At 67.1% G+C, this 25568-nt stretch carries 27 protein-coding genes and 1 tRNA gene; 5 read left to right on the top strand and 23 right to left on the bottom strand.

Translation table 11 applies throughout. The annotated features are described in order from the left end of the window. Positions 1–48 precede the first annotated feature (48 nt). From L0D17_RS01470 to panC, 8 genes are all read right to left on the bottom strand, one after another. Positions 49–999, bottom strand: a complete 951-nt coding sequence (locus L0D17_RS01470) for an acetyl-CoA carboxylase carboxyltransferase subunit alpha (protein ID WP_243093643.1) — start codon at positions 997–999, stop codon at positions 49–51. Next, a complete protein-coding gene (gene accD / locus L0D17_RS01465) occupies positions 983–1840 on the bottom strand; it encodes an acetyl-CoA carboxylase, carboxyltransferase subunit beta (RefSeq protein WP_039457814.1) in 858 nt (285 codons plus the stop codon). Before accD ends, L0D17_RS01470 begins: the two co-directional genes overlap by 17 nt. A 1-nt stretch (position 1841) precedes the next feature. After that, positions 1842–2204, bottom strand: coding sequence for a bactofilin family protein (locus L0D17_RS01460; protein WP_243093642.1), 363 nt, complete (start codon positions 2202–2204; stop codon positions 1842–1844). 10 nt (positions 2205–2214) lie between these two features. After that, on the bottom strand, positions 2215–3105 hold the full coding sequence (locus tag L0D17_RS01455; RefSeq protein WP_243093641.1) for a M23 family metallopeptidase: 891 nt from the start codon (positions 3103–3105) through the stop codon (positions 2215–2217). 15 nt (positions 3106–3120) lie between these two features. Continuing rightward, on the bottom strand, positions 3121–4395 hold the full coding sequence (locus L0D17_RS01450; RefSeq protein WP_243093640.1) for a thymidine phosphorylase: 1275 nt from the start codon (positions 4393–4395) through the stop codon (positions 3121–3123). A gap of 30 nt (positions 4396–4425) precedes the next feature. Further along, a complete protein-coding gene (gene fba, locus L0D17_RS01445) occupies positions 4426–5343 on the bottom strand; it encodes a class II fructose-1,6-bisphosphate aldolase (protein ID WP_243093639.1) in 918 nt (305 codons plus the stop codon). Positions 5344–5461: 118 nt separating this feature from the next. Continuing rightward, positions 5462–6568 (bottom strand): type IV pilus twitching motility protein PilT, encoded by a 1107-nt coding sequence (locus tag L0D17_RS01440; RefSeq protein WP_243093638.1) that lies wholly within the window; start codon positions 6566–6568, stop codon positions 5462–5464. Beyond that, positions 6565–7395: a pantoate--beta-alanine ligase gene (gene panC, locus L0D17_RS01435; RefSeq protein WP_243093637.1), complete on the bottom strand. Its 831-nt coding sequence runs from the start codon at positions 7393–7395 to the stop codon at positions 6565–6567. The genes L0D17_RS01440 and panC overlap by 4 nt, the downstream gene beginning before the upstream one ends. A 21-nt stretch (positions 7396–7416) precedes the next feature. On the opposite strand from panC, the gene L0D17_RS01430 reads away from it, so the two are divergent. Beyond that, positions 7417–7698, top strand: coding sequence for a hypothetical protein (locus L0D17_RS01430; protein ID WP_243093636.1), 282 nt, complete (start codon positions 7417–7419; stop codon positions 7696–7698). On the opposite strand, the gene rsfS is transcribed toward L0D17_RS01430, so the two are convergent. The 9 genes from rsfS to secG form a co-directional block, all read right to left on the bottom strand. Beyond that, entirely contained in the window at positions 7699–8040 is a 342-nt protein-coding gene (gene rsfS / locus L0D17_RS01425) for a ribosome silencing factor (RefSeq protein WP_039459428.1), read from the bottom strand. Positions 8041–8046: 6 nt separating this feature from the next. Next, positions 8047–9144: an LCP family protein gene (locus L0D17_RS01420; RefSeq protein ID WP_243093635.1), complete on the bottom strand. Its 1098-nt coding sequence runs from the start codon at positions 9142–9144 to the stop codon at positions 8047–8049. After that, the gene (gene yqeK / locus L0D17_RS01415) at positions 9134–9691 is read right to left on the bottom strand and encodes a bis(5'-nucleosyl)-tetraphosphatase (symmetrical) YqeK (protein ID WP_039459433.1); all 558 of its coding nucleotides are present in this window, start codon (positions 9689–9691) and stop codon (positions 9134–9136) included. The genes L0D17_RS01420 and yqeK overlap by 11 nt, the downstream gene beginning before the upstream one ends. Continuing rightward, on the bottom strand, positions 9666–10226 hold the full coding sequence (gene nadD, locus L0D17_RS01410; RefSeq protein ID WP_039459435.1) for a nicotinate-nucleotide adenylyltransferase: 561 nt from the start codon (positions 10224–10226) through the stop codon (positions 9666–9668). The genes yqeK and nadD overlap by 26 nt, the downstream gene beginning before the upstream one ends. A gap of 1 nt (position 10227) precedes the next feature. Continuing rightward, positions 10228–11478, bottom strand: a complete 1251-nt coding sequence (gene obgE / locus L0D17_RS01405) for a GTPase ObgE (RefSeq protein WP_243093634.1) — start codon at positions 11476–11478, stop codon at positions 10228–10230. A 1-nt stretch (position 11479) separates the two neighbouring features. Next, on the bottom strand, positions 11480–11737 hold the full coding sequence (rpmA, locus tag L0D17_RS01400) for a 50S ribosomal protein L27 (protein WP_039459437.1): 258 nt from the start codon (positions 11735–11737) through the stop codon (positions 11480–11482). Positions 11738–11740: 3 nt separating this feature from the next. Next, positions 11741–12046: a 50S ribosomal protein L21 gene (gene rplU, locus L0D17_RS01395; protein ID WP_243093633.1), complete on the bottom strand. Its 306-nt coding sequence runs from the start codon at positions 12044–12046 to the stop codon at positions 11741–11743. Between the two features lie 100 nt (positions 12047–12146). Further along, positions 12147–12222: transfer RNA gene (locus L0D17_RS01390), tRNA-Ala, on the bottom strand. Positions 12223–12258: 36 nt separating this feature from the next. Continuing rightward, the gene (secG, locus tag L0D17_RS01385) at positions 12259–12486 is read right to left on the bottom strand and encodes a preprotein translocase subunit SecG (protein ID WP_243093632.1); all 228 of its coding nucleotides are present in this window, start codon (positions 12484–12486) and stop codon (positions 12259–12261) included. 56 nt (positions 12487–12542) lie between these two features. Between secG and L0D17_RS01380 the strand changes: the two genes are divergently transcribed. Both L0D17_RS01380 and L0D17_RS01375 read left to right on the top strand, forming a co-directional pair. Then, positions 12543–13475 (top strand): threonine/serine dehydratase family protein, encoded by a 933-nt coding sequence (locus L0D17_RS01380; RefSeq protein WP_243093631.1) that lies wholly within the window; start codon positions 12543–12545, stop codon positions 13473–13475. Positions 13476–13497: 22 nt separating this feature from the next. After that, positions 13498–15129, top strand: a complete 1632-nt coding sequence (locus L0D17_RS01375) for a formate--tetrahydrofolate ligase (protein ID WP_243093630.1) — start codon at positions 13498–13500, stop codon at positions 15127–15129. Here the strand turns inward: L0D17_RS01375 and carA are convergent. Genes carA through L0D17_RS01355 form a run of 4 tightly spaced genes read right to left on the bottom strand, consistent with a single transcriptional unit; the run spans position 15126 to position 19426 of the window. Then, positions 15126–16301 (bottom strand): glutamine-hydrolyzing carbamoyl-phosphate synthase small subunit, encoded by a 1176-nt coding sequence (gene carA, locus L0D17_RS01370; protein ID WP_039459444.1) that lies wholly within the window; start codon positions 16299–16301, stop codon positions 15126–15128. The two genes, L0D17_RS01375 and carA, sit on opposite strands and share 4 nt — an antisense overlap. A 21-nt stretch (positions 16302–16322) precedes the next feature. Further along, positions 16323–16856 (bottom strand): N-acetyltransferase, encoded by a 534-nt coding sequence (locus L0D17_RS01365; protein ID WP_243093629.1) that lies wholly within the window; start codon positions 16854–16856, stop codon positions 16323–16325. Next, the gene (gene argH, locus L0D17_RS01360; protein ID WP_243093628.1) at positions 16849–18237 is read right to left on the bottom strand and encodes an argininosuccinate lyase; all 1389 of its coding nucleotides are present in this window, start codon (positions 18235–18237) and stop codon (positions 16849–16851) included. The genes L0D17_RS01365 and argH overlap by 8 nt, the downstream gene beginning before the upstream one ends. Then, positions 18227–19426 carry an argininosuccinate synthase gene (locus L0D17_RS01355; protein WP_243093627.1) on the bottom strand — a complete coding sequence of 400 codons (1200 nt, stop codon included), beginning with the start codon at positions 19424–19426 and terminating at the stop codon, positions 18227–18229. The genes argH and L0D17_RS01355 overlap by 11 nt, the downstream gene beginning before the upstream one ends. A gap of 813 nt (positions 19427–20239) precedes the next feature. Here L0D17_RS01355 and L0D17_RS01350 point away from each other — a divergent pair. Beyond that, entirely contained in the window at positions 20240–21136 is an 897-nt protein-coding gene (locus tag L0D17_RS01350) for a hypothetical protein (RefSeq protein ID WP_243093626.1), read from the top strand. Positions 21137–21147: 11 nt separating this feature from the next. Further along, positions 21148–22572 carry a S8 family peptidase gene (locus L0D17_RS01345; protein ID WP_279231457.1) on the top strand — a complete coding sequence of 475 codons (1425 nt, stop codon included), beginning with the start codon at positions 21148–21150 and terminating at the stop codon, positions 22570–22572. Between the two features lie 406 nt (positions 22573–22978). Here the strand turns inward: L0D17_RS01345 and lpdA are convergent, their stop codons facing one another. Together lpdA and odhB are read right to left on the bottom strand one after the other, a co-directional pair. Beyond that, a complete protein-coding gene (lpdA, locus tag L0D17_RS01340) occupies positions 22979–24352 on the bottom strand; it encodes a dihydrolipoyl dehydrogenase (protein WP_243093624.1) in 1374 nt (457 codons plus the stop codon). A 1-nt stretch (position 24353) separates the two neighbouring features. Continuing rightward, positions 24354–25565, bottom strand: coding sequence for a 2-oxoglutarate dehydrogenase complex dihydrolipoyllysine-residue succinyltransferase (gene odhB, locus L0D17_RS01335; RefSeq protein WP_243093623.1), 1212 nt, complete (start codon positions 25563–25565; stop codon positions 24354–24356). Positions 25566–25568 lie beyond the last annotated feature (3 nt).

The following is a 25568-nucleotide window of genomic DNA, read 5'->3' as shown; positions in this document are numbered from 1 at the left end:
GGCTAAAGGCTTCCTGTGAAAATCCTGAGGGAAGGAGGCCAAGGCTCCTTAAGACTCGGCGTAAGCCCCCAGGGCGCGGAAGCGGCGGTAGCGGTCTTGGTAAAGCGCCTCCGGGGAAAGGGCCTTCAGCTCCTCCAGGGTCCGCAAGAGGGCTTCCTTCACGTTCTGTATGGCCCGGTCCGGATCCTTGTGGGCCCCGCCCTCGGGCTCGGGGATGATGGCATCCACCACCTTCAAGGCCAAGAGGTCCTGGGCCGTGAGCTTCAGGGCCTCCGCCGCCTTGGGGGCCTCCTTGGCGTCCCGCCAGAGGATGGCGGCGCAGGACTCGGGGCTGATCACCGAGTACCAGGCGTTTTCCAGGATGAGGACCCGGTTGGCCACCCCGATGGCCAAAGCCCCCCCGCTTCCCCCCTCCCCCAGGATCACGGCGATGGCGGGCACCTTCAGGCGCCCCATGCGCTGGATGCTCTGGGCGATGACCCAGGCCTGGCCCCGCTCCTCGGCGGAAACCCCGGGGTAGGCCCCCGGGGTGTCAATGAAGCTGATGAGGGGGTAGCCGAAGCGGTCCGCCAGGTCCATGAGGCGCATGGCCTTGCGGTAGCCCTCGGGGTGGGGCATGCCGAAGTTGCGCCTGAGGTTTTCCTTGGTATCCCGCCCCTTCTGGTGGCCCACCACCACCACCTTTTCCCCCTCCAGGTAGGCGAGCCCCCCCACGATGGCGGGGTCGTCGGCGAAGGCCCGGTCCCCGTGGAGCTCCAAAAAGTCCCGAAAGGCCTTCTCCAGGACGTCCAGGGTGGTGGGCCGCCCCGGGGCGCGGGCGAGCTGCACCCGCTGCCAGGGGGAGAGGTGGCCGTAGATCTCCTGCTTGAGCCGGGCCAAGCGCTCCTCCAGGAGGCGGATCTCCGCCTCCAGGTCCACGCCCGTGGTGCGGGCGGTCTCCTTGAGCTCCTGGATGCGCTTTTCCAGTTCCAGGATGGGCTTTTCAAACTCCAGGGGCATACGGGACTCCGGGGTGCAGGTGGCGCAGGGCCCGGACCAGTTCGCCCTTGAGCTGGCGCCGGTCCGTGACCCGGTCCACCATGCCGTGCTTCAGGAGGAACTCCGCGCGCTGGAAGCCCTCGGGAAGCTCCTGGCGGATGGTCTGGCGGATGACCCGGGGGCCGGCGAAGCCGATGAGGGCCCCGGGCTCGGCGAAGATCACGTCGGCGAGGGCGGCGAAGCTGGCCGTGACCCCGCCCGTGGTGGGGTCGGTGAGGATGGAAACGTAGGGAAGGCGTTTGGCCCAAAGGAGGTCCAGGCTCATCACCGTTTTGGCCATCTGCATGAGGGAAAGGGCCGCCTCCTGCATCCTCGCCCCCCCCGAGGCGGCCACGATGACCAAGGCCCTTTCCTCCGCCGCCGCCCGCTCCACCCCCCGGGCGATCTCCTCCCCCACCACGCTCCCCATGGACCCGCCGGCGAAGGCATAGTCCATGACCAAGAGGACGCTCGGAACCCCCCCGATGGCGCAGGTGCCGCCCAGGATGGCGTCTTTGCGCCCCGTTTCCTTCTGGTAGGCTTGGAGGCGCTCGGCGTAGGGTTTGGTGTCCACGAAGCCCAAGGGGTCCAAGGGGGCGAGGCGGGTGGTTTCCTGGAAGGTTCCCTCATCCGCCAGCATGGCCACCCGCTCCGCGGCGGACATGCGGTGGTGGTGGCCGCACTTGGGGCAGACGTAGAGGTTTTCCCTAAACTCCTTCTTGTAAAGCTGGGCCCCGCAGGCCTCGCACTTGGTCCAAAGCTCGGGGACGTCCCGGTTTTCTCCGCTTGGGCGCTTGCGGCGAAAAAGCCTCTCCAGGGCCACGCTACGCCTCCTTGGGGGCCTCGAGGGCCCGGCTCTCCCCCGCTAGGCTCTGGCCGATGAAGACCGCCCCCGCCTCCACGTCCAGGGCCTGGGCCCGCACGCTTCCCGTGAAGCGGGCGGTCTTGGAAAGGGCCACCTTGGCGGCGGTGATGTCCGCCTTCACCTCCCCGTGGATCTGGACGGCCTGGGCCTCCACCCGCTCCCCCTCTATGCGGCCCGTCCGCCCCACCTCCAGCTCCCCCTCCACGTAGACCGAGCCCCGCACCAGGCCGTCAATGCGCACCTGGCCCTTGGCCTTGAGGTCCCCCAGGACCTCGGTCTCGGGGCCCAGGTAGGTGAGGGTGTTCTGCCTCCTTGCCAGCATCCGCCCCATTTTACCGGTGGGCCTGGAGGTAGGGCCTGGGGTCCAGGGCCACCCCCTGGCGGTAGACGCTGTAGTGGAGGTGGGGCCCGGTGGAGCGGCCGGTGGAGCCCACCAGGCCCAGCACCTGCCCCTTTTCCACCCTTTCCCCAGGCCGCACCAGCACGCGGGAGAGGTGGCCGTAAAGGGTCTGGTACCCCTCCGCGTGGTCCAGGAGGACGGCGAGGCCATAGGGCCCCATCCAGCCCACCCGGGCCACCACCCCGCCCCCCGTGGCGTACACGGGAGCCCCGTAAGGGGCGGAGAAATCCAGGCCGTCGTGGAACTCCAGGCCGGGGCCGAAGGGGTTCTTGCGGGTGCCGAAAAAGGAGGTGATGCCCCCATAGCTCCGCAAGGGAAGCCCCTGGGGTAGGCTCGCCTCCACCTCCAAGGTCCGCTCCAGGGCTGGGACCAGCTCCCGCACCTGGTTTTGCAGGTCCAGCACCGTGGTCCGCACCTCCGCCCACCCCGCCATGGCCCCCCCGCCCTGGCCCCCCGCCTGGTAGCGCACGGGGAGGGCGTTTATCGGGGAAAGCCCGGCGCGGCGGCGGAGCTCGTCTATGGCCTTTTTTAAGGCCTCCAGCTCCTTCTTGGTGCGCTCCGCTTCCTCCGAAAGCGCCCCGTTTTTGGCCTTTTCCGCCTCCAAGGCCAAGGAAAGCCTCCGGGCCTCCAGGGAGAGGGCCCGCATTCTCGCCTCCAGGTCCCGGGCCTCCTTGGCCCGGTGCCAGAAGTAAAGGTTGGCCCCGCTCCAGAGGGCCAAAAGGGCCAAGAGGAGGAGGGCCGCCCACCCGGGAAGGCTTAAGGCGCGGCTTCCCCCGCCGCTTCTGGCCAGGAGGAGGGTGTAGCGCACGGGCCGCCTTTTCATCCGGAAGAGTATACCCTACCCTACCGCCTCGAGGACCAAGGGGCTGGGGCTTGCCGCCTCACCCAGGACGAAGGCCTCCCGCAGGTGCGCCAAGGCCTCCTCAACCCCCCGGCCCCGGTGGTGGAGGATGGCCAGGGCCTCGCCCCGCTCCACCCGCTCCCCGGGCTTCTTGAGGAGGTAGACCCCCACCCCGTGGTCAATGGGCTCACCCTTCTTGCGCCGCCCACCCCCTAAGGCCAGCACCGCCAGGCCCACCCGGTAGGCGTCCACCTCCCGCACCACCCCGGCCTCCTCGCTCCTTAGGGGAAGCTCCTCCCCCAGGGGAAGGAGGGAGAAGTCCTCCACCACCTTGGGGTCGCCTCCTTGGGCCTCGAGGAAGGCGCGGAACTTCTCCAAGGCGGCCCCGCTTTCCAAGGACTTCCGGGCAAGGCCTGGGTCTAAGCCCTCCAGAAGAAGCGTCTCCTCCGCAAGCCGCAAGGCTACCTCCACGAGGTCCTCGGGGCCTTCCCCCTTAAGGGCCAAGATGGCCTCCCGCACCTCTATGGCGTTCCCCACCGCCCGGCCCAAGGGGGCCTCCATGCTGGTGAGGAGGGCCTTCACCCGCCTTTTTGCCCCTTGGCCGATCTCCACCATGGTCCTCGCCAGGAGCCGGGCCTCCTCCAGGGTCTTCATGAAGGCCCCCTTGCCCACCTTCACGTCCAAGACGATGCTCCGCGCGCCGGCGGCGAGCTTTTTGCTCATGATGGAGCTGGCGATGAGGGGAATGCTCTCCACGGTGGCGGTGGCGTCCCTTAGAGCGTAAAGCTTCCCGTCCAGGGGGGCGAGGTCGGAGCTTTGCGCGGCGATGACCAGGCCAACCCTCCTGGCCCTTTCCAAAAACTCCGCCTCTGTCATCTCCCCCCGCCAGCCGGGCACGGACTCCAGTTTGTCAATGGTCCCCCCGGTGTGGGCCAGGCCCCGGCCGGACATCTTGGCGAAGGTGCACCCGCTGGCCGCCAGGATGGGCCCCACCACCAGGCTCACCTTGTCCCCCACCCCGCCCGAGGAGTGCTTGTCCACGGGGTGGGGCAGGCCCGAGAGGTCCAGGACCTTGCCCGAGTAGGCCATGGTTTCGGTGAGCCAAAGGGTCTCCTCCCGGTCCAGACCCCGGAGAAAAGCGGCCATGAGCCAGGCGGCCACCTGGTAGTCCGGGACCTCCTCCCTTAGGGAGCCGAGGAGGAAGGCCTTTAGGTCCTCTTTCCGGTGCTTGCCTCCTTCCCGCTTCTCGCGGATGAAGTGCACGGGGTTCATGGGCCCATGCTACGCCAAAGGCCCGGGCCTTTAGGCCTTGCCCACGGAGCCAAAGAGCTCCATGCGGCTTTTCACCACCTCCTTCACCGCCTCCCGGGCCGGGCCCAGGTACTTCCTGGGGTCAAACTCCTTGGGGCTTTTGCCCAGGCTTTCCCGGATGAGGGCGGTGAAGGCCAGGCGCAGGTCGGTGTCGGTGTTGATCTTGGCCACGCCCAGGGCGATGGCCTTCTTGATGTCCTCGGGGTGGATGCCCGCCGCCTCCCCGATCTCCCCCCCGGCGGCGCGGAAGCGCTCCACGAGCTCGGGCGGCACGGCGCTCGCCCCGTGGAGGACCAGGGGGGCGGGAACGAACCCTGCGATGCGCTCCAGGCGGGGGTGGTCAATGAAGGGGCGGCCCTTCCCCTTGTAGGCCCCGTGGCTGGTGCCGATGGCCACCGCCAGGTAGTCGGCCCCGGTGCGCTCCATGAAGATCCGGGCCTCCTCGGGGTTGGTGAGGAGGGCGTCCTTCTCGTCCACCGCCACGTGCTCCTCAATCCCCGCCAGGCGGCCCAGTTCCGCCTCCACCGTGACCCCCACGGCGTGGGCCGCCTCCACCACCCGCTTGGTCTCCCGGACGTTGGTTTCAAAGTCCTCGTGGGACTTGTCAATCATGACGCTGGTGAAGCCTTCCCGGAGGGCCTTGAGGACGCTCTCGTAGCTGGAGCCGTGGTCCAGGTGGATGGCCACGGGCACCCGCGCCTCCTTGGCCAGGGCCACCGCCATCTGGGTGAGGGCCCGGCCCCCGTACTTCATCGCCCCCTCGGAGAGGGCGAGGATCACGGGGCTTTTCATTTCCTCGGCGGCCTCGAGGATGGCCTGGGTGAACTCCATGTTGTTGGTGTTGAAGGCCCCGACCCCGTAGCCTTCCGCCCGCGCCTTGCGCAAGATCTCTAGACCCGTTACCAGCATAAACGCCTCCCGCCCGATTATACCCCCTCTGGAAGCGTGGAACGGCCCCACCCCCTGGGGGCCCGGAAAAGGGTTCCCACGGGGCTTCTTTTGGGCCAGGCGGGCGAGGGAAAGGGCATCAGTAGGTCTGCCCCGTGGCCTTGGTGAGGAGGAGCCGGAACTCGTGGGGGCTGGTGGCGGCGGAGAGGGCGTCCTCCAGGGAGATGAGCCCCTCGGTGTAGAGCTCCACCAGGTGCTGGTCAAAGGTGCGCATCCCGTAGAGGGCCCCCTCCATCATGGCCTCCTTGATCTGGGGCGTCTTCTCCTCGTCCTTGAGAAGCTCCCGCACGTAGGGGGTGGCGATGAGGATCTCCAAGGCGAGGACCCGGCCCTGGCCGTCGGCCTTGGGGAGGAGGCGCTGGGAGAGGATGCCGAGGAGGGACTCGGCGAGGAGGATGCGCACCTGACGGTGCTCGTGCAGGGGAAAGAAGTCAATGATCCGGTTGATGGTCCGCCAGGCGTCCAGGGTGTGGAGGGTGGAGAGGACCAGGTGGCCCGTCTGCGCCGCCATGAGGGCGGCCTCCACCGTCTCCCGGTCCCGCATCTCCCCCACCATGATCACGTCGGGGTCCTGGCGGAGGGCGTACTTGAGGCCGGTGTAGAAGCTGTCCGTGTCCAGCCCCACCTCCCGCTGGACCACGAGGCTCTTCTTGTGCTTGTGCAGGAACTCAATGGGGTCCTCAATGGTGATGATGTTCTTGGCGTAGTGAAGGTTGATGTGGTCAATGAGGGCCGCCAGGGTGGTGCTCTTGCCGCTCCCCGTGGGCCCCGTGACCAGGATGAGGCCCCGCTCCTTGGCGGCGAGGCTTTCCATCACCTCCCGGGGGAGGCCCAGGGCCTCAAAGCTGGGGATGACCTCCGCCACCACCCGCATCACCAGGCCAAAGCTTCCCCGTTGCCGGAGGAGGTTGCAGCGGAAGCGGGCCACCCCGGGGATGGTGTAGGCGAAGTCCATCTCCTTGCGGTACTCCAGCTCCTCCAGCTGTTCCGGGGTGAGGAGGGCCCGCACGATGGCCTCGGTGTCCTTCGGGGTCAGGGGCCGGTTGCCAAAAGGCCTAAGCTTCCCGTCCACCCGCACCACCGGAGGGGCCCCCGCCTGCAGGTGGATATCCGAGGCCCGGGCCTGGACCATGGCCTTGAGCATCTCCAGGAGGCTTTGCTTTCCCTCTTGCAGGGCCTCGCTCATGGGTAGACCTCCAGGTTGTCAATGAGCCTGGCTTCGGGAAAGCGCCCGGCCACGATGCCCCTGGCCCCCTCCACCCAGTCGGAAAGGGGCAGGAGGGTTTCCGGGTGCACCAGGGCCAAGTAGTCCTTCCTAAACTCGGGGACCTCCGCCAACACCGCTTCCCCCGCCCTCAGGGCCTCCGCCACCCTGCCCCCTTTCCCCGCCACCTCCCGCATGGCCGCAAGGGCCCGGTAGAGCACGTTGGCCCTCTTCCGCGTTTCGGGGGAGAGGTACACGTTGCGGCTGGAAAGGGCTAAGCCGTCCTCCTCCCGCACCGTGGGCACCCCCACCACCTCCAGGGGAAAGCCCAGGTCCCGCACCATCTTGCGGATCAAGAGAAGCTGCTGGTAGTCCTTCTCGCCGAAGTAGGCCCGGCTAGGCCCCACCAGGAGGAAAAGCCGGGCCACCACCGTGGCCACCCCTTGGAAGTGGCCGGGGCGCACCGCTCCTTCCCAAAGGGCGGTGAGGGGGCCTTCCACCGACACCCGGGTAGCGAAGCCTGGGGGGTACATCTCCTCCACGCTGGGGGCGAAGAGGAGGTCCACCCCCGCTTCCTCCAGAAGCGCCCGGTCCCGCTCCAGGTCCCGGGGGTAGCGGTGGTAGTCCTCCCCCGGCCCGAACTGCAAGGGGTTGACGAAGATGGAGACCACCGTAAAGGGATTTTCCGCCCGGGCCCTTCGCACCAAGGCCAGATGGCCGGCGTGGAGGTAGCCCATGGTGGGCACGAAGCCCACCCCCTCCCGGGGCAAGGCCGCCCGGAGTTCCGCCACGGTGCGAACCACGTTCACGGGGCCCAGTATACTTTGCCCGTGGGCAGGAAAAAACGGGAAGAGAAGCTCAAGAAAAAGGCCCTGAAGGAGTGGGAGGCGCGCCGGCCCAAGACCTTCCGCGAAGCCCTAAAGTATTTCCCCGGGATCTTCCTCCGCACCACCCTGGTGATGCTGGGGGCGGTGGCCTTGATCCTCTTGGCCGCGGCCTTGGGGCTCAAGGTGGCGGAGAGCTTCTGGTTCCAGCTCCTGGTTTACCTGGGCTTCTACCTGGCCTTTCAGCGGTTCATCATGGGGCCCTTGGCCCCGCCCAGGATCAAGTAGCTAGAGCCGCTCAGCGTCGGCCCAGAAGCCCTCGAGGTCGTAGTACTCCCGGGCCTCGGGGGTCATGAGGTGGACCACCACCTCCCCGTAGTCCAGCACCACCCAGCGGGGGCTCTGCCCCTCCGTGGGCCGGGGGAACAGGCCCTCCTCCTCCAGCTTCTCCTGCACGTGCCGCCCCAAGGCCTCCAGGTGGGGGGCGCTGGTGGCGCTGGCCACCACAAAGTAGTCCAGGCTCTCAGAAACGGCCCTGAGGTCCAGGGCCACCACGTTCTCCGCCTTCTTTTCCCAAAGGAGATCCTTGATGCGTCCGACGAGCTCCACCGCCTCCTTGGTCTTCACCATCTAGCCTCATTGTAGCAGGTCCTTCCCCAGCTCCACCAGCACGCCCGCCAGGGGCCGATGGGGGGCGAGGAGGGGCAGGTGGAAGAGCTCGGCGTAGTAGAGCCCGGCCAGGGGGTCTTGGGTGTAAACGGCGCTTTTGGCCACCTCCGCCTCCTCCAACACCGGCCTCACCCCCTCCTTTTCCAAAAGGGCCTGCCCCCAGCGCAAAAGCGCCCCCTCCCCCCGCAGGACCACCGGGGCCTCTGGGGGTGCCGCGGGAGGGCTTGCGCCGAAGAAGGCGGCGAGGAAGCGGGCCCGGGCCTCCTCGTCCACGTAGAGGAAGGTGCCTGGGCCTTCCCGGGTGGGCAGGGTGGCCAGGGAAACCTTTAGCCCCCGAAGGGCGGGCAGGTAGCCCAGGACCTCCTCCAAGGAGAGGTCGGTGTCCAGCTCCGCCCAAGCCTCCCGCAAGGCCAGGACCAGGGCGGGCCAGGTGCGGGGGTCTTGCGCCTTGCGCAGGACCTGGACCACCACCTCCTTGATGCGGTCCAGCCGGGCGTAGTCCCCCAGGGCGTCGTGCCGGAAGCGCATGTACTTCACCGCCTCTTCCCCGTTTAGATGGAGGCGGCCTGCGGGGAAGTCTATGAAGAGCTTGGCCGCCCGGTCGGTGTAGCGCATGGGCCTTTCCAAATAGACCTCCACCCCCCCCACCGCGTCCACCACCCGGGCCACGCTCTCCAGGGTGAGGATAAGGTGCCTTTCCGCCACCATCCCCGTGGCCTCGGCCACCGCCCGCTTCAAGAGCTCCGCCCCGCCCCGGCCGTAGGCGGCGTTCACCTTGCCCCCCACCACGGGGCTATAGAGGTCGCGGGGGATGGCCACCCCCTTGGCCTCCTGCCCCTTTAGGCGCAGGTAGAAGATGGTGTCGGTGCGGGAGCCGGGGCCGCAAGGGGTGTGGTAGCCGCAGTAGTCTATGTCCCGGGCCGCCACCACCACCCCCATCTCCGGCAAGGCCCCCGCCCGCACGGGGCGCACCGCCTCCTCCTTCCCCAGCCGCGGCAGGGAAAGCACCGCCCCTAGGGCAAAGAGGGAGAGGGCCAAGAGGAGGAAGGAAACCCTAGGGCGCATACTGGAGCCGCTCGTACACCGCTAGGGTCTTGGGGTGGACGGGGATGCCCTTGCTCTGGAGGTAGTTCACCTTGTTCACCACCGCCTTCCGGTAGGCCTCCAGAAGCTTCCCCGAAAGGGCGAGCTCCCGGATCTCCCCGTTCACCCCCCTCCCCGGCTCGGAAACGTCGGCCACGTAGAGGGCCATGCCCAGGGCGTTTTCAGGGAATACCCCGTACACGTGCCCTTCTATGGCCTCCAGGACCTCGAGGTCCTCCACCCCCCACGCCTCCGCAAGCCTCCGTGCCGCCCGGCCGTGGAGGGCCAAGGGGTGGGCCTTTTCCACCTCGTTCTCCGGGGGGGCCAGGCGCACAAGCTCCTCCAAGGGAAGGTCCCGGGCGGCGTCGTGGAGAAGCCCCGCCAGGTAGGCCCGCTCGGGGTCTAAGCCGTTTCGCTCGGCGATGGCCCGGGCGAGCTCCGCCACCCGCAGGATGTGCGCCCACCGCTCGGGACGCACCAAGGGCTTTACCTTCTCCACCAGCTCAGCGGTAAAGGGCGTGCTTTTCAAGGTACACCTCCACGGCCCGGGGCACCCAGTAGCGCACGGAAAGCCCCTGGCGGATGCGCCGCCGGATCTCGGTGCTGGAGATGCCCACCTCCGGCACCCAAAGGGGCACCACGGGCACGGGCATGGCCTCCAAAGGATACCCCGGGCGGGCCACGGCCACCAGGGTGGCGAGCTCGGGAAGGCGGTGCCCCTCCTTCCAGGTGAGGACGTCCCGGTAGGCGTCGGCCCCGGTGATGAAGAAGAGCTCGTCCTCAGGGAAGAGCCTCCGGGCCTCCTCCAGGGTGTCCACGGTGTAGCTCGGCCCCGGGCGGTCCAGTTCCAGCCTCGAGGCCAAAAACCGCCGGTCCCCCGCCGTGGCCAGGAGGACCATCTCGTAGCGGGCCTCCGGGGGGGCCACCGGGGTCTTGTGGGGAGGACGGGCGGCCACCACGAAGAGGACCTGGTCCAGGCCCAAGGCGCTCGCCGCCTCGCTGGCGGCGATGAGGTGCCCCAGGTGAATGGGGTCAAAGGAGCCGCCGAACAGGCCGATCCGCACCCTAGCCCTCCGGGATGTACTCAAACTCCATTCCCCCAAGGCGGACCACGTCCCCCGCCCGCACCCCCTTGGCCCGGAGGGCCGCCTCCACCCCGTGGCGCTTGAAGACTTCCTGCAGATACCCCGCCGCCTCGGCCAGATCGCCTTTAATCCGCTTCAGGTAGCGCTCCACCTCGGGGGCCCGCACCTCGTAGACCCCCTCGGCCACGGGCACCACCTCCACCCCCGCCCGCACCTCCTGGCGGAAGGCGGGCTTGGGAAGCTCGGGGGCCGGGGTGGCCTGAACCAGGCCCCAAAGGGCTTCCTTTAGGGCGTCCAACCCCTCCCCGGTTAGGGCGCTCACCGGCAGGACGGGAAGGCCCTCGGGAAGGAGCTCCGCCACCTTGGCCTCCACCTCCTTGGGGGTAAGGAGGTCCACCTTGTTCAAGGCGATGAGGGCCGGGCGGAGGAGGAGGGCGGGGTCGTAGGCGCCGACCTCCTGGCGCAAGGTGGCGAGGGTCCGCCTGGGTTCCTCCGTGGCGTCCAAAACGTAAAGGAGGACCCGGGTGCGGCCGATGTGGCGCAGGAACTCCAGGCCCAAGCCCCGGCCTTGGCTCGCCCCCTCAATGATCCCGGGGATGTCCGCCAGGGTGAAGCGGGCCTCCTCGGAAAGCTCCACCACCCCCAGGTTGGGGCTTAAGGTGGTGAAGGGATAGGGGGCGATCTTGGGGTGGGCGTGGGTGGTGGCGGCCAGCAGGCTGGACTTTCCGGCGTTGGGATAGCCCACGAGGCCCACGTCGGCGATGAGCATGAGCTCAAGCCGGAGCCGGCGCTTTTCCCCCTCCTCCCCCGCCTCGGCGAAGCGGGGGGCCTGGCGGGTGGGGGTGACGAAGTGGACGTTCCCCCGCCCCCCTTCCCCGCCCCGGGCCACCAGGAGGACCTCCCCTTCCTGGGTTAGGTCGCCCAGAAGCTCCCCGGTGTCGGCGTCGTAGACCCGGGTCCCCCGGGGCACCTCAATGTAAAGGTCCCTGCCGGAGCGGCCGTGCTGGCCGCTTCCCTTGCCGTGCTCCCCGTCTTCGGCCTTGTAGGTGCGCTTGGGGAGCTCGGAAAGGGAGTCCACGCTCCCCCGGGCCCGCAGGTACACGCTCCCCCCCCGCCCCCCGTCCCCGCCGTCCGGCCCCCCCTTGGGCACGAACTTTTCCCGGCGGAAGGAAACGGCGCCGTCGCCGCCCCTGCCGGCGGCGACGGTGATGAGGAGAACGTCTTGGAACACCTTACGCCAAGGGGCGCACGTGCACGAAACGGCCCAGACGCCCCTTGTCCTGGAACTCCACCACCCCGTCCACCAGGGCGAAGAGGGTGAAGTCCCGGCCCATGCCCACGTTCTTGCCGGGCTTGAACTTGGTGCCCCGCTGGCGGACCAGGATGTTGCCCGCCCGCACCACCTGGCCGCCGTAACGCTTCACGCCCAAGCGCTTGGCCTGGGAGTCGCGGCCGTTTTTGGTAGAACCTAGACCCTTTTTATGCGCCATGGCTCACCCCTGGATCTCCTTGATGAGGATCTCGGTGTAGGGCTGGCGGTGCCCCCTCTTGCGCCGGTACTGGACCTTGGCCTTGAACTTGGAGATGGTGATCTTCTTGCCCCGGCCGTGGGCCAGCACCTCGGCCACCACCTTGGCCCCCTCCACGAAGGGGGTCCCCACCCGCACCCCCTCGCCCCCCAAGAGCAGGACGGGGAGCTCCACGTGGCTGCCGGGCTCGGCGGCCAGCTTCTCCACCTTGAGCTTAAGCCCGGGCTCCACCCGGTACTGTTTTCCACCCGTCTTGACGATCGCGAACATGGCCTTCCCCTTCCCGAAGCCCCAAAGGGCCCACCGGTCTTCCACTATACCCAAGCCACGGGCTTCCCGCAAGCGGAAGCCCCCCTTGCGGGGGGCTTTCTGGTGGAGCCGAGGGGATTCGAACCCCTGACCTCCTCAATGCCATTGAGGCGCGCTCCCAACTGCGCCACGGCCCCAGGCAACGCCTATGGTACCGGGGGGAGGGCCACTTGTCAACGGGGCCAGAGGCCGATCAAGAGGGCCAAGGCGGCGAAGACCACCCCCAGGACCACGGTGAGGCGGTAAAGGCCCCCGGTGACGCCGCGGGCGGAGAAGAGGTCGGTGGAAGCGCCCATGAGGTCCCCGGCCCCCTGCTTGGGCTCCTGCACCAAGACCAAGTAGACCAAAAGCCCGGCCACGCCCAGGTAAAGGAGGATGACGAGGGTGTAAAGGAAGTCCATACCCCTACCACTTTAGCGCCCTTGGGCGGGGGTGTCCACCCTGGCATGATGGGGGCATGGACCTTGCGGACCTCCACGCCGCTTTCCGCCGCATCGCCCCCTACACCCACCGCACGCCCCTCCTCACCTCGAGGCTCCTAAACGCCCTCTTGGGCAAGCGCCTCCTCCTCAAGGCCGAGCACCTGCAGAAGACGGGGAGCTTCAAGGCACGGGGAGCCCTTTCCAAGGCCCTCACCCTGGAAAACCCCAAGGGCCTCCTGGCGGTTTCCAGCGGCAACCACGCCCAAGGGGTGGCCTACGCTGCCCGGGTGCTCGGGGTCAAGGCCCTCATCGTCATGCCCGAGGACGCAAGCCCCTTCAAGAAGGAGGCGGCCAAAGCCTACGGGGCCGAGATCGTGGATCGGGGCGTCACGGTGGAGAACCGGGAGGAGGTGGCCCAAGCCCTCCTCCAGGAAACGGGCTACGCCTTCCTCCACCCCTTTGACGACCCCTGGGTGGTGGCGGGGCAGGGCACGGTGGGCCTGGAGCTTTTGGCCCAGGCGGCAAAAAAAGGGCTTTTCCCGGAGGCGGTCCTGGCCCCCGTGGGTGGGGGTGGGCTCCTCGCCGGGTTGGCCACCGCCATCAAGGCCCTCTCCCCCACCACCTGGGTCTACGGGGTGGAGCCCGTGGGGGCGGACGACGCCCGGCAAAGCCTCCTCCGCGGGGAGAGGGTGCGCCTGGAAAAGGCCCCCAAGACCCGGGCGGACGGGGTGCGCACCCTAAGCCTGGGGCGGTTCACCTTCCCCATCCTGAAGGAAAAGGCGGACGGGGTCTTGGCCGTGAGCGAGGAGGCCATCCTCGAGGCCGAACGCCTCCTCTTCACCCGCGCCAAGCAGGTGGTGGAGCCCACGGGGGCCTTGCCCCTGGCGGCGGTGCTGGAGCACGGGGCGAGCCTGCCCAAGACCCTGGCCCTGGTGCTTTCGGGGGGGAACCGGGACTTCTCTCCCTAGGGGGGAGGAGTAAGCTTACCCCGTGATTGTCAAGGAAGCGCTTCTTCCCATAGAGGAGGTGGCGGCCAAGCTCGGCCTAGGCCGCGAGCGGCTTTACCTCTACGGCCCCCACATGGCCAAGGTCCTGGGCGACCCCCCCAAGGCCAAGGGGCGCCTCATCCTGGTCACCGCCATCACCCCCACCCCGGCGGGGGAAGGCAAAACCACCACGGCCATCGGCCTGGTGGACGGCTTGTGGCGGCTGGGCAAGCGGGCGGCCTTGGCCCTGCGGGAGCCCTCCTTGGGCCCGGTCTTCGGGGTGAAGGGCGGGGCCACGGGGGGCGGGAAGGCCCGCATTGAGCCCCGGCACGAGATCAACCTCCACTTCACCGGGGATTTCCACGCCGTGACCTCGGCGGTAAACCTGCTCAACGCCCTCTTGGACAACCACCTGCACCAAGGGAACGAGCTGGGGATTGACCCGAGGCGCGTGGAGCTCAAGCGGGCCATTGACATGAACGACCGGGCCCTGCGCCACATCGTCTTGGGCCTAGGGGGAAAGGCCCACGGCGTGCCCCGGGAAGGGGGGTTTGAGCTCACCGTGGCCAGCGAGGTCATGGCCCTCATGAGCCTGGCCCGGGACTTCAAGGACCTGAAGCGGCGTCTGGGGGAGATCCGCCTGGGCTTCACCCTCGAGGGCAAGCCGGTCTACGCCAAGGACCTGGGGGCGGTGGGGGCCATGGCCGCCCTCCTGCGCCAGGCCTTCTGGCCCAACCTGGTGCAGACGGCGGAGGGGAACCCCGCCTTCGTCCACATGGGGCCCTTTGGCAACATCGCCCACGGCACCAACTCCGTGCGGGCAAGCCTCTTCGCCCTGGGCCTGGCGGACTACGTGGTCCAGGAGGCGGGCTTCGCCACGGATTTGGGCATGGAGAAGTTCATGAACGTGGTGGCCCGCACCACGGGGCTCGTCCCAGAGGCGGTGGTCCTGGTGGCCACCATCCGGGCCCTGCGCTACCACGGGGGGCAGGACGCCTACGAGATGCCCGACCTCAAAGCGGTGAAGGCGGGCCTGGCCAACCTGGAAAAGCACGTGGAAAACGTGCGGCTTTTCGGCTACACCCCGGTTTTGGCCCTGAACCGCTTCCCCACGGACCTCCCGGAGGAGATCGCCCTGGTGCGGGACTTCGCCCAGGAGCAGGGCCTGCCCTTCGCCTTGAGCGAGGTGTACGCCAAGGGGGGCGAAGGGGGCCTGGAGCTGGCGGAGAAGGTGCTGGAAGCCCTCTCCCTTCCCCACGCCTACCGCCCCCTCTACCCCTTGGAAGCCCCCTTGGAGGAAAAGGTGGCGGCCATCGCCCAAAAGGTCTACGGGGCCCAGGGGGTGGAGTGGAGCGAGGAGGCCAAGCGGGCCCTTAAGGCCGCCAAGAAGGAGGGGTGCGAGGCCTTGCCCGTGGTCATGGCCAAGGCCGCCACCTCCTTGTCCGATAACCCCAAGCTCCGGGGCCGGCCCACGGGCTTCACCGTGCGGGTCACGGACCTAAAGTGCCGCTTCGGGGCGGGCTTCGTGGTGGTCTACATGGGCGGGATTGAAACCCTCCCCGGCCTGCCCAAGGTGCCCCAAGCCCTGCGGATTGACGTGGACGAGGAGGGAAACATCCGGGGCATGGACTACTAGACCCCGTGCCGGTCGGGGCGGCTTTTCTCCACGGGGAGGCCCGTGGCCCCGTGGAAGGCCTCCACCTCCTCCAAGAAGCGGCGGAAGAGGTAGAGGGCGTCGTGGGGCCCGGGGGCGGCCTCGGGGTGGTACTGCACGGAGAAGACGGGGTAGCGGGCGTGGGCCATGCCCTCGAGGGTCCCATCGTTCAGGTTGATGTGGGTGGGGCGGAACTCCTTGAGGGAGTCTATGTCCACGGCGTAGCCGTGGTTTTGGCTGGTGATCTCCACCTTGCCCGTGAGGAGGTTCTTCACCGGGTGGTTGGCCCCCCGGTGGCCGAACTTCATCTTGTAGGTGCGCCCCCCCGCCGCCAAGGCCAGAAGCTGGTGCCCCAGGCAAATGCCAAAGGTGGGCAGAAGCCCCATAAGCTTCCAGATGGTCTCGTGGGCGTAGCGGGGCATGGAGGGGTCGCCGGGGCCATTGCTGATGAGGAGGCCATGGGGCTCCAGGGCCATGATCTGGCTCGCCGGGGTCTTGCCGGGGACCACGATCACCTCAAAGCCCAAGGCGGCCAGGTTCTCCACGATGGCGTGCTTGATGCCAAAGTCCATGACCACGATGCGCCGCCCCGACTTCAAGGTGGGCCAGGCGTAGGGCAGGGGGGTGGAGACCTCAGGGGTCATGTCCCGCCCGTCAATGTCCGTCCAGGCCTTGGCCTCCTGGCGAAGGGCTTCCAGCTCCTCCTCGGTGAAGGCGTGGTCGGGGGTGCCGTAGAGGCTTGCGTGGGCGATCACCCCCTTCAAGACCCCCCCTTCCCGGATCTTGCGCACCAGGGCCCGGGTGTCTATGCCCTCAATCCCCACCACCCCGTAGAACTCCATGAACTCCCCGATGGTCTGCTGGGCCCGGGGGTTGGAGGCCACCCGGCTGAACTCCTTGGCCGCGAAGCCCCGCACCCAGGGGCGGTTGGACTGCATGTCATAGACGTTGACCCCGTAGTTGCCCTGGTGGGGGTAGGTCATGACCACGATCTGCCCGTGGTAGCTGGGGTCGGTCATGATCTCCTGGTAGCCCGTCTGGGCGGTGTTAAAGACCACCTCCCCCACCGTCTTCCCCCGGGCACCGAAGGCGTAGCCGCGGTAGACGGTGCCGTCTTCCAGGACCAAAACGGCGCGCTCCTTTACTCCCGCCATTCCCCCTCCATCCCAGCCATTCTAGCCCCCGAAGGCTCCGGGAGAAAGGTGCTTGATGACGGCGATCTCCCGGCAGTTCTCGTAAAAGGGGCAGGCGTTGCACTCGCTCCAGACCTTCGGGGGAAGCGCCTCCCGGCTCGTCACCTGGTAGCCCAGGTTGCGGAAGAAGTTCACCTGAAGCGTCCAGGCGAAGACCCGGGGAAGCCCCAGGTCGCGGGCCTCCCGCTCCGCCCCGAGGACGAGCCAGCGCCCAAGCCCCTGGCCTTGCCGGGCCGGGTGGACGGCGAGGCCCCGGATCTCCGCCAGGTCCCGCCAGAGGACGTGGAGGGCCACGGTGCCCACGATGTGGCCGTCCTCGTCCTCCAGGACCTGGAAATCGCGGATGTTCTCGTAGAGATGGCTGTGGCTGCGCACCAGCATCAGGCCCTTCTCCGCCCAGTAGCGGATGAGCCAGTAGATGGCATCCACATCGCTCAGGCGCGCCTTTCTCAGCTCCACCCCCACCTGCGGGCGCACCTCGGGCAGGGCTGCCGTGGGAAGCTCCAGTTCAAGCAAGACCCACCTCCTTCTTGGCCTCCAAGACCCTTTCCCGCACCGCCTCCGGGGCCGTGCCTCCAAAGGAGCGGCGGCGGTGGATGGCGGTATCCAGGCGCAAAAGGGGCAAAACGTCCTCGGCGAAGAGGGGGTGGTGGGCCTTGAGCTCCCCCAGGGTCAGGTCCTTCAGGCTCCGGCCCTCCTCCACGAGCCGCCGCACCAGCCGCCCCACCACGTGGTGGGCCTCCCGGAAGGGTAGGCCCTTTTCCGCCAGGTAGTCGGCGAGCTCCGTGGCCAGGGAAAACCCCTCCTCCGCCGCCCGCCACATCCGCTCCCGGCGCCACCTAAGCCCGGGCAGGAGGGCGGCGAGGAGCTTGAGGCTATCCCGGTAGGTGGCGAGGGCGTCCAATAAGGGCTCTTTGTCCTCCTGCAGGTCCTTGTTGTAGGCCAGGGGAAGCCCCTTCACCACGGCGGAAAGCCCCACCAAAGCCCCCAAGACCCTCCCCGCCTTGGCCCGGATGAGCTCCAGGATGTCCGGGTTCTTCTTCTGGGGCATGATGGAGGAGCCGGTGGCGAAGGCGTCGGGAACCTCCACGAAGCCGAACTCCTCCGTGCTGTAGAGGATGAGCTCCTCCGCCAGGCGGGAGAGGTGGAGCATGCCGATATTTAGGGCGGAGAGGACCTCCAAGGCGAAATCCCGGCTACCCACGGCGTCCAGGGAGTTGCGCATGGGGCGGGCGAAGCCAAGCTCCTTGGCGGTGAAGTGGCGGTCTATGGGAAACCCCGTCCCCGCCAGGGCGGCGGCCCCCAGGGGGCTTTCGTTCAGGCGGGCGCGGGCGTCCTGAAGCCTTCCCGCATCCCGGCTGAGCATCTCGTAGTAGGCCAAAAACCAGTGGGAGAGGAGGATGGGCTGGGCCCGCTGCAGGTGGGTGTAGCCGGGAAGAACGAAGAGGGGTTCCAGGTGCTTTTCCGCCTCCTGGACGAGGACTCGGCGCACCTGCAAAAGGAGGGCCAAAAGCTCGTCTATGGCCGCCCGCAGGAAAAGCCTAAGGTCCGTGGCCACCTGATCGTTGCGGCTGCGGGCGGTGTGGAGCTTGCCCCCCGGGGGGCCGATGAGCTCCATGAGGCGGGCCTCGAGGTTCATGTGGACGTCCTCGAGGTCCTCCCGCCAGGGGAAGGTGCCCGCCTCTATTTCCTCCTCTATTTGGTCAAGTCCCTTCAGGATGGCCTTTAGCTCCGCCTCCGAAAGGAGGCCCACGGCCTGGAGCATGCGGGCGTGGACCCGGTTCTGCCAAAGATCCTCCCGCCAAAGGGCCCGGTCAAAGGCCAAGGAGGCGTTGAAGCGGGCGGCCAGGGCGTCGGGCCCCTCTTGAAAGCGCCCTCCCCAGGTCCTATGCCCCACGCCGCCCCTCCACCATGGCCCGCACCCGCAGGCGCAGGGCATTGATCTTGATGAACCCCTCGGCGTCCTTCTGGTCGTAGCCGCCCAGCTCGTCAAAGGACACCAGGTCCTTCTGGTAGAGGCTCTTTTCTGCCTTGCGCCCCACCACGTAGACGTTCCCCTTATAGAGCTTGAGCCGGGCCACCCCGGTGACGCTCTTGGCCACGTGGTCAAAGTAGGCCTGGAGGGCCTCCCTTTCAGGGGCGTACCAGAAGCCGTAGTAGACGAGCTCGGCGTACTTGGGGGAAAGCTGGTCCCGCTGGTGCAGGACCTCCCGGTCCAGGGTGAGGCTCTCCACCGCCCGCCGGGCGTGGTAGAGGATGGTCCCCCCCGGGGTTTCGTAGACGCCCCGGGACTTCATACCCACAAAGCGGTTTTCCACTAGGTCCACCCGCCCCACCCCGTGCCGGCCGCCCATCTCGTTGAGCCTCTGGAGGAGGGCGGCGGGGGAAAGGCGCTCCCCGTTCACCGCCACCGGGTCGCCTTCAAAGAACTCCACCTCCACGTACTCGGGGGTGTCGGGGGCTTCCTCGGGGTCCACGGTCATGCGGAACATGCCCTTGGGAGGCTCGGCCCAGGGGTCCTCCAGGACCCCCCCTTCGTAGGAAATATGCAGGAGGTTGGCGTCCATGGAGTAAGGCTTTTCCTGGGTCACGGGCACGGGGATGCCGTGGGCCTGGGCGTAGGCGATCATCTCCTGCCGCCCCTTGAAGCTCCACTCCCGCCACGGGGCGATCACCTTGATCCCAGGCTTTAGGGCGTAGGCGGTGAGTTCAAAGCGCACCTGGTCGTTGCCCTTGCCCGTGGCCCCGTGGGAGACCGCCTCCGCCCCCTCTTCCTCGGCGATCTTCACCAGGTACGTGGCGATTAAAGGCCGGGCGATGGAGGTGCCCAAGAGGTAGTACCCCTCGTAAAGGGGAAGGGCGCGGAACATGGGGAAGACGAAGTCCCGCACGAACTCCTCTTTGAGGTCCAAGGCGATGGCCTTGGAGGCCCCGGTCCTTAGGGCCTTCTCCCGCGCCTCCTCCACCTCCTCCCCCTGGCCGATGTCCGCCGTGAAGGCGATGACCTCGGCGCCGTAGGTCTCCTTGAGCCACTTGAGGATGATGCTGGTGTCCAGCCCGCCGGAGTATGCCAAGACGATCTTCATGCCAACTCCCAGTCTACCCCCAGGTGGGGGTATGCATAAGTATACACAATGACCCTACCCTTCCCTAAAGGGAGGTGTTGACAGCAAGCCCCGCAAAGCTTTGAACTGTAACGTGGGATATCAGGAGGGTCTATGAAACACGTTTGGTTCTTGGCATTCGGCTTTGCAACCTTTTCTCTTTGGGGTTGTACCCCACCCCCACCTCAAAACCTGCAGGGCCATGTCTACACGAGCCCCAGCGCCGGCGGGCAACCTGTCCATGGAGCCAAAGTGGTCGCCCAAGTGGGAAGCCTAAGGGTAGAGACCACCTCGGAGCTAGACGGGAGCTTTTCCCTCAATATCCCAGCCCAAGCCCAAAGCTTTACCCTCACCGTTTTCCCCCCCGTTGGCCAGAGCATGGCGGCCTTAACGTATGAGTCGGTACCCCTCACGGCCTACCGGTCGCCCTATGGGTCCGCTTCGGAGATGAACATCTACCTGCCTGCGCCGGCATCCCGCTTGCTTCCGGGCTACCCTGCCCGCACTGGGTATATAGCTGGCACAGTAACCCAGAATGGCAACCCGGTGATCAGCGCCACGCCCCGTGGCCCGTCCCAGCTTTTTGACCCTCCTCATCCTTGTGAGGACGGCCTGGTCGTCTTTGGAGGTTCCCGTACCTCAACCACGCATGGTAACGGTGCTTATCAGATTCCCGTAACCTCCACCAACAACCTCTACGCCGCATCCGGAAGCCTGTGGGCAGGCAACTACACGGGAACAGACACAGGGGATTGCCAAACGGCCACGGAGTACTACTGGAACGCCTTCCAGTACATGCCCGAGGTACGGGTATACCTGAACGGGTCCACTACGCCTCAAGATCTAGCGCTCGAGGCCTTTGACCCCCAAGCCAACCCCTCCAAGGTCAAGCTCCTCAACGTCACCCATGACTACACAGCCCTCTCAGGCTTTGAGTTTGACCTCCAAAGCCCCAACTGGAACGCGTTTTCCTTCGCCGTGCCCTACTTCGTTCACGCCATCCACTCGGGCGAAGTAGAGCTCGGCCAGTACTACTACCTGGGGACAACCGCGAAACAGCTAAGGGTCTACAACATCCCTTCGGGCACCGCAGCGCAACAGATCTACCTGCAAAACATCGCCCTGCGGATAGACCCCAACACTTTCCAGATCCTAGACCTCTCCTTGGTCCATCAGTGGCGGGACGGCACCAATCTGGGCCAATCCGTCACCGCCACCTTCCTGGACACCCCCAAGCTCCAGGTGGGGGACGGCGCTAACTTGAGCACCACCCCCACCCTCGCTTGGAGCAACGTCGCTGGAGCCATCGTCTATGTAGCCTCCCTCTACGATGCACAAGGAAACCTACTTTGGGCCGGCTTCACCCCTAACACCTCCATCACCGTGCCCTTCGCCCTGCAAGGCGGGGCCACCTACTTCTGGGATGTCTATACCGACGACCAGACCGAGATGCTGGACTACATAGGGATGGACCCTGCTGTCCTGCAAGCGCGGCTCTTCCTAAACATTGCCCACCACCCTAGGCTAAAGCATTTCCAAACGCACCGAGTCAACCGCTACCGGGGCGAACTCGCCCGCGCCTTCCGGGAAAACACAGGCCAGATGCCCCTACCCCAAGCTGCCTACCAAAACCTCCTCCAACGGGGCTACCGCGAAAGCATCAGCGAAGTCCGCTCCTTCAGGGTCCGGTAAGGGAGGTAAAAATGCGCGCCTGGAAAAGCTTTTTAACCCTCGCTCTTATCCTCGCCGCCTGCGGCCAAAACCCGCAAGGAAGCGTGAGCTCCAAGGAACCCACCCTTACCACCATCAACGGTGAGCCGGCCATTGCGGGGGAAATCTTGGTGAAGTACCAACCCGGGCTCCGCCCGCAAGGCCTAACGCCCCTGGGGAATAGCACCACCCTTCATGTACTTTCCGAAGCCTCATGGGGAACCTTAGCCTTGGTGCGCGTACCCCAGGGACAGGAAGAAGCTTACATTAGGGCCTATGAGGCTTTACCCGGTGTAGAGTACGCCGAGCCCAACTACTGGGTGGCCAACCCGGCGCGGGAGGCCTTGTCCACCCTAAGCTTGCCCGAGAAAGCCTCAAGCCTTCGTCCCCAAAGCTACAGCCAAGGCATCCCTGACCCCTACTTCACCCAAGTACCCCCAGGCGACCCCTTCGCCACCACCGGCGCCGACGGAACCTCCTACACCAATGTCCCTTATCTCTGGGGCGTCCACCGGATCCGAGCCCCTGAGGTCTGGGACCAGGGCTATCGTGGCCAGGGAGTGGTGGTTGCCGTGGTGGACGAGGGGATAGACCTTTCCCACCCCGATCTTGCGGCCAATCTTTGGCAGAACCCTAACCCTGGTAGCGCTACCTGCCCTGGCCTTCACGGCTATGACTTTGTGGACGAGGATGTAGATCCCTCGGACTCCGGGGGCCACGGCACCCACGTGGCGGGAACCATTGCCGCCGCTGCCAACGGACAAGGGGTGGTGGGTGTAGCCCCCGAGGCCAAGCTCATGGCCCTAAGGGGCCTCGGCTACTTTGGGGGCACCGCGTACATGCTCGTTCGCGCTCTCAAGTACGCCGCCGACTGCGGGGCGAAGGTGGTGAACAACTCCTGGGGCTCTGGCGGACGAAGCAAAGCCTTCCTGGACGTCTTGCAATACGGCACGGCCAAGGGAGTGGTCTACGTCTTTGCCGCCGGGAACTCCTACCGCACCGGAAACCGCCCCTCCTACCCGGTTTTTTACAGCACGCTCCTTCCGGGTGTCATCGGCGTGGGGGCTAGCAGCAACGACAACCGCCGGGCTGGATTCTCCAACGCCGGCCCCTACGTGACCGTGGTGGCCCCTGGGGCTGCCATCCTTTCCACCGTTCCCGTGGCGCAAGGACTCTCCGACCCCTACGCTTTCCTCCAGGGAACCTCCATGGCCGCCCCCCACGTGACGGGAGTGGTAGCCCTGCTCCTCTCGGCCAGGCCCGATGCCACCCCAGAGGCCATCCGCCTTGCCTTGGAACAAGGGGCCAACGCCCAGCTCACCGCCCAGGCAGCCAAGCCCGATTACGCCGCAGGTGGCCAATACGGCTACGGCCTTGTGGACGCTCTGGCTAGTCTGAAGGTCATCCTGGGAGACTAGGGATTTTTCGGGAAACCGCCGGGAACCCCCTTTTGGAGTGGGGATCACATGAAGAGAATGGCCCTCCTCCTCGGGCTAAGCCTGGCCCAAGCCCCCATCCCGCGCCCCAAGCCCCCCGAGGAGCCCAGGTTCACAACCCTCCTCCAGGTGGAGGTTTTCAAGGGGGAACAGCCCCTATCAGGTGTCCTCCTCCTTCTTCAGGTCCTGGGTCCCCGTGGGCTCCCGGTAGAGCAAAGCCTTCCCCGCCTAACAGATGCGCAGGGCCGGGCAGAGGTTCCCCTCATGGTGAATCCGGAAAAATACCTCATCCTTCCTTATAGCCGAACGGAAAACCTAAGGCTCCAGGCTCCCCTTTCCGCACCGTTGGGTTCCTGGAGCCTAGGCCCTTACCGCCTTCTCCTCGCCCTTACAGGTGAACCGGCTTCTCCCACGCCGCCAGGGCCGCCTCCTTGAGGATTTCCGAAAGGGAGGGGTGGGCGTGAGGAGCGCGGCCCAGGTCCTCGGCGCTCGCCTTGAAGAAAATGGCCAAGGCGGCCTCGGCCAGCACGTCCCCCACCCGGGCCCCGATGCCGTGGACCCCCAGGATGCGGTCCGTCTTGGCGTGGGCCAGAACCTTGACAAAACCTTCCGTTTCGCCCATGGCCCGGGCGCGGCCGCTGGCGGAGTAGGGGAACTTGCCCACCTTATAGGGAATGCCCCGTTCCCTTAGCTCCTCCTCCGTGTAGCCCACCCCCGCCACCTCGGGGTGGGTGTAGACCACGCTGGGAATGGCCTGGTAGTCCACGTGGCCGAAGCCCGTGACCATGTGCTCCACGGCGGCGATGCCCTCCTCGCTGGCCTTGTGGGCCAGCATGGGGCCCCTGACCACGTCCCCGATGGCGTAGATGTGGGGAACGGGGGTCCTCAGGTGCTCGTCCACGGGGATGCGGCCCCGCTCATCCGGGGCCAGGCCGGCGTTTTCCAGGCCGAGCCCCTCGGTGTAGGGCCTGCGCCCCACGGCCACAAGGACCCGGTCGGCCTCGAGGACCTCCCCCCCTTCCAGCTCCACCCGCGCCCCCTTGGCCTCGGGGACCACGGCGGTCACCCGCACCCCCGTGCGGATCTTCAGGCCCTCCTTTTTGAAGACCCGCTCCGCCGCCCGGGAAAGCTCGGCATCCATGGTGGGGAGGATGCGGTCCATGTACTCCAAGACGGTGACCTCCGCCCCCAGGCGGTGCCAGACCACCCCGAGCTCCAGCCCGATCACCCCACCCCCCACCACGACGAGGCGCCCCGGCACCTCGGGGAAGGAAAGGGCCTCGGTGGAGGTCACCACCCTTTCGCCGTCCACCTGGGCCCACGGGGGGATGAGGGGGGCGGAACCGGTGGCGATGAGGATGTAGCGGGCGGACAACTCCTCCCCCGTTTCCTCCACCAAGACCTTGCGTTCGGAGAGGAAGCGGGCCGTGCCCTGATGGCGGGCGATGCCGTTTTTCTTGAAGAGGAACTCAATGCCCTGGGTGTTGGCCTGGACCACCTTGTCCTTGTGGGCGAGAAGGGCGGGGAGGTCCACCTCGAGGCCCTGCACCCTAGCCCCGATCAAGCCCTTTTTCACCTCGTAGATGCGCTCGGTGGTTTCCAAAAGGGCCTTGGAGGGAATGCACCCCACCCTTAGGCAGGTGCCCCCCAGGGCCTTCTCCTTCTCCACCACCCCCACCTTCATCCCCAGCTGGGCGGCCCGGATGGCGGCCACATACCCCCCAGGCCCCGCCCCGATCACCAAAAGGTCGTAACTGTACATGCTAGACCTCCAACAAGAGGCGCACGGGGTTTTCCACCAGTTCCTTGACCCGCCTCAAAAAGGTCACCGCCTCCCGGCCGTCCACGATGCGGTGGTCGTAGGAAAGGGCCAGGTACATCATGGGCCGGACCACCACCTGCCCCTCCCGGGCCACGGGCCTTTCCTGGATGGCGTGCATGCCCAGGATGCCCACCTGAGGGGGGTTGAGGAGGGGAGTGGAGTTGAGGGAGCCGTAGACGCCTCCGTTGGTGATGGTGAAGGTGCCCCCCATGAGCTCATCGGGCTTGAGCTTTTTGTTGCGAGCCCTTTCGGCGAAGTCGGCGATCTGGCGCTCGATCTCGGCGAAGGAAAGCCGGTCGGCGTCCCTCAGGACCGGGACCACCAGCCCCTCCCCACCCCCCACGGCCACCCCGATGTCGTAGTAGCGGTGGTAGAGGATGGTGTTGTCCCGGATCTCGGCGTTGAGCTCGGGAATCTCCTTGAGGGCCTGGACCACGGCCTTCACGAAGAAGCTCATGAAGCCCAGCTTCACCCCGTGCTTCTTCTGGAAGGCCTCCCCCAGCTCCTTCCTCAAGGCGATGATGGCGGACATATCCGCCTCGTTGAAGGTGGTGAGCATGGCGGTGGTCTGCCGGGCCATGAGGAGCCTCTCCGCGATGCGGCGGCGCAAGGGGCTCATGGGCACCGCCTCGCTCACCCGCCAGGGCTTGTCGGCGGGCGCCTGAGCGGGCGGGGGCACCGGCCCGGAAGGCGGAGGAGGCGGCGCGGGCTCGGGGGGCCTGGGGGCTTCCCGCTCCTCCAGGTGGCGCATCACGTCCTCCTTAAGGACGCGCCCGCCCAGGCCCGTGCCCTGCACCGCTTCCGGGGAAACCCCCTTCTCCCGCATGAGGCGCTCGGCGGCGGGCATGGCCAAGGGCTCCGGCGTGGAAGCCTGGGGGGCTTCCTGGGGCGCTTGGGCCTGAGGCTTGGCCTCCGCCGCCCCCGCCTCGAGGAGGGCGATGGCCTCCCCCACCCGGGCGGTCTCCCCGGTGCGCTTGAGGACCTTCTTCAGGGTCCCGGGAAAGGGGGCGGGGAGCTCCAGGGTGGCCTTGTCGGTGATGAGTTCCACCAAAGGCTCGTCCTGGGCAAAGCTTTCCCCCTCTTGCTTCAGCCAAGCGCCGATCTCCACTTCCACGATGCTTTCGCCCACGGAGGGCACCTTGAGCTCTTCCACCTT

This window comes from Thermus thalpophilus, assembly GCF_022760915.1.
GTDB lineage: Bacteria > Deinococcota > Deinococci > Deinococcales > Thermaceae > Thermus > Thermus thalpophilus.
This window is presented reverse-complemented; position numbering and strand designations above follow the sequence as displayed.

Excerpts from the sequence above, each read along its gene's own strand:
- L0D17_RS01470 (WP_243093643.1), bottom strand. The coding sequence starts at position 999 with ATGCCCCTGGAGTTTGAAAAGCCCATCCTGGAACTGGAAAAGCGCATC.
- L0D17_RS01460 (WP_243093642.1), bottom strand. The coding sequence starts at position 2,204 with ATGCTGGCAAGGAGGCAGAACACCCTCACCTACCTGGGCCCCGAGACC.
- L0D17_RS01455 (WP_243093641.1), bottom strand. The coding sequence starts at position 3,105 with ATGAAAAGGCGGCCCGTGCGCTACACCCTCCTCCTGGCCAGAAGCGGC.
- L0D17_RS01450 (WP_243093640.1), bottom strand. The coding sequence starts at position 4,395 with ATGAACCCCGTGCACTTCATCCGCGAGAAGCGGGAAGGAGGCAAGCAC.
- fba (WP_243093639.1), bottom strand. The coding sequence starts at position 5,343 with ATGCTGGTAACGGGTCTAGAGATCTTGCGCAAGGCGCGGGCGGAAGGC.
- L0D17_RS01440 (WP_243093638.1), bottom strand. The coding sequence starts at position 6,568 with ATGAGCGAGGCCCTGCAAGAGGGAAAGCAAAGCCTCCTGGAGATGCTC.
- rsfS (WP_039459428.1), bottom strand. The coding sequence starts at position 8,040 with ATGGTGAAGACCAAGGAGGCGGTGGAGCTCGTCGGACGCATCAAGGAT.
- L0D17_RS01420 (WP_243093635.1), bottom strand. The coding sequence starts at position 9,144 with ATGCGCCCTAGGGTTTCCTTCCTCCTCTTGGCCCTCTCCCTCTTTGCC.
- rpmA (WP_039459437.1), bottom strand. The coding sequence starts at position 11,737 with ATGGCGCATAAAAAGGGTCTAGGTTCTACCAAAAACGGCCGCGACTCC.
- rplU (WP_243093633.1), bottom strand. The coding sequence starts at position 12,046 with ATGTTCGCGATCGTCAAGACGGGTGGAAAACAGTACCGGGTGGAGCCC.
- secG (WP_243093632.1), bottom strand. The coding sequence starts at position 12,486 with ATGGACTTCCTTTACACCCTCGTCATCCTCCTTTACCTGGGCGTGGCC.
- L0D17_RS01380 (WP_243093631.1), top strand. The coding sequence starts at position 12,543 with ATGGACCTTGCGGACCTCCACGCCGCTTTCCGCCGCATCGCCCCCTAC.
- carA (WP_039459444.1), bottom strand. The coding sequence starts at position 16,301 with ATGGCGGGAGTAAAGGAGCGCGCCGTTTTGGTCCTGGAAGACGGCACC.
- L0D17_RS01355 (WP_243093627.1), bottom strand. The coding sequence starts at position 19,426 with ATGAAGATCGTCTTGGCATACTCCGGCGGGCTGGACACCAGCATCATC.
- L0D17_RS01350 (WP_243093626.1), top strand. The coding sequence starts at position 20,240 with ATGCCCGAGGTACGGGTATACCTGAACGGGTCCACTACGCCTCAAGAT.
- L0D17_RS01345 (WP_279231457.1), top strand. The coding sequence starts at position 21,148 with ATGCGCGCCTGGAAAAGCTTTTTAACCCTCGCTCTTATCCTCGCCGCC.
- lpdA (WP_243093624.1), bottom strand. The coding sequence starts at position 24,352 with ATGTACAGTTACGACCTTTTGGTGATCGGGGCGGGGCCTGGGGGGTAT.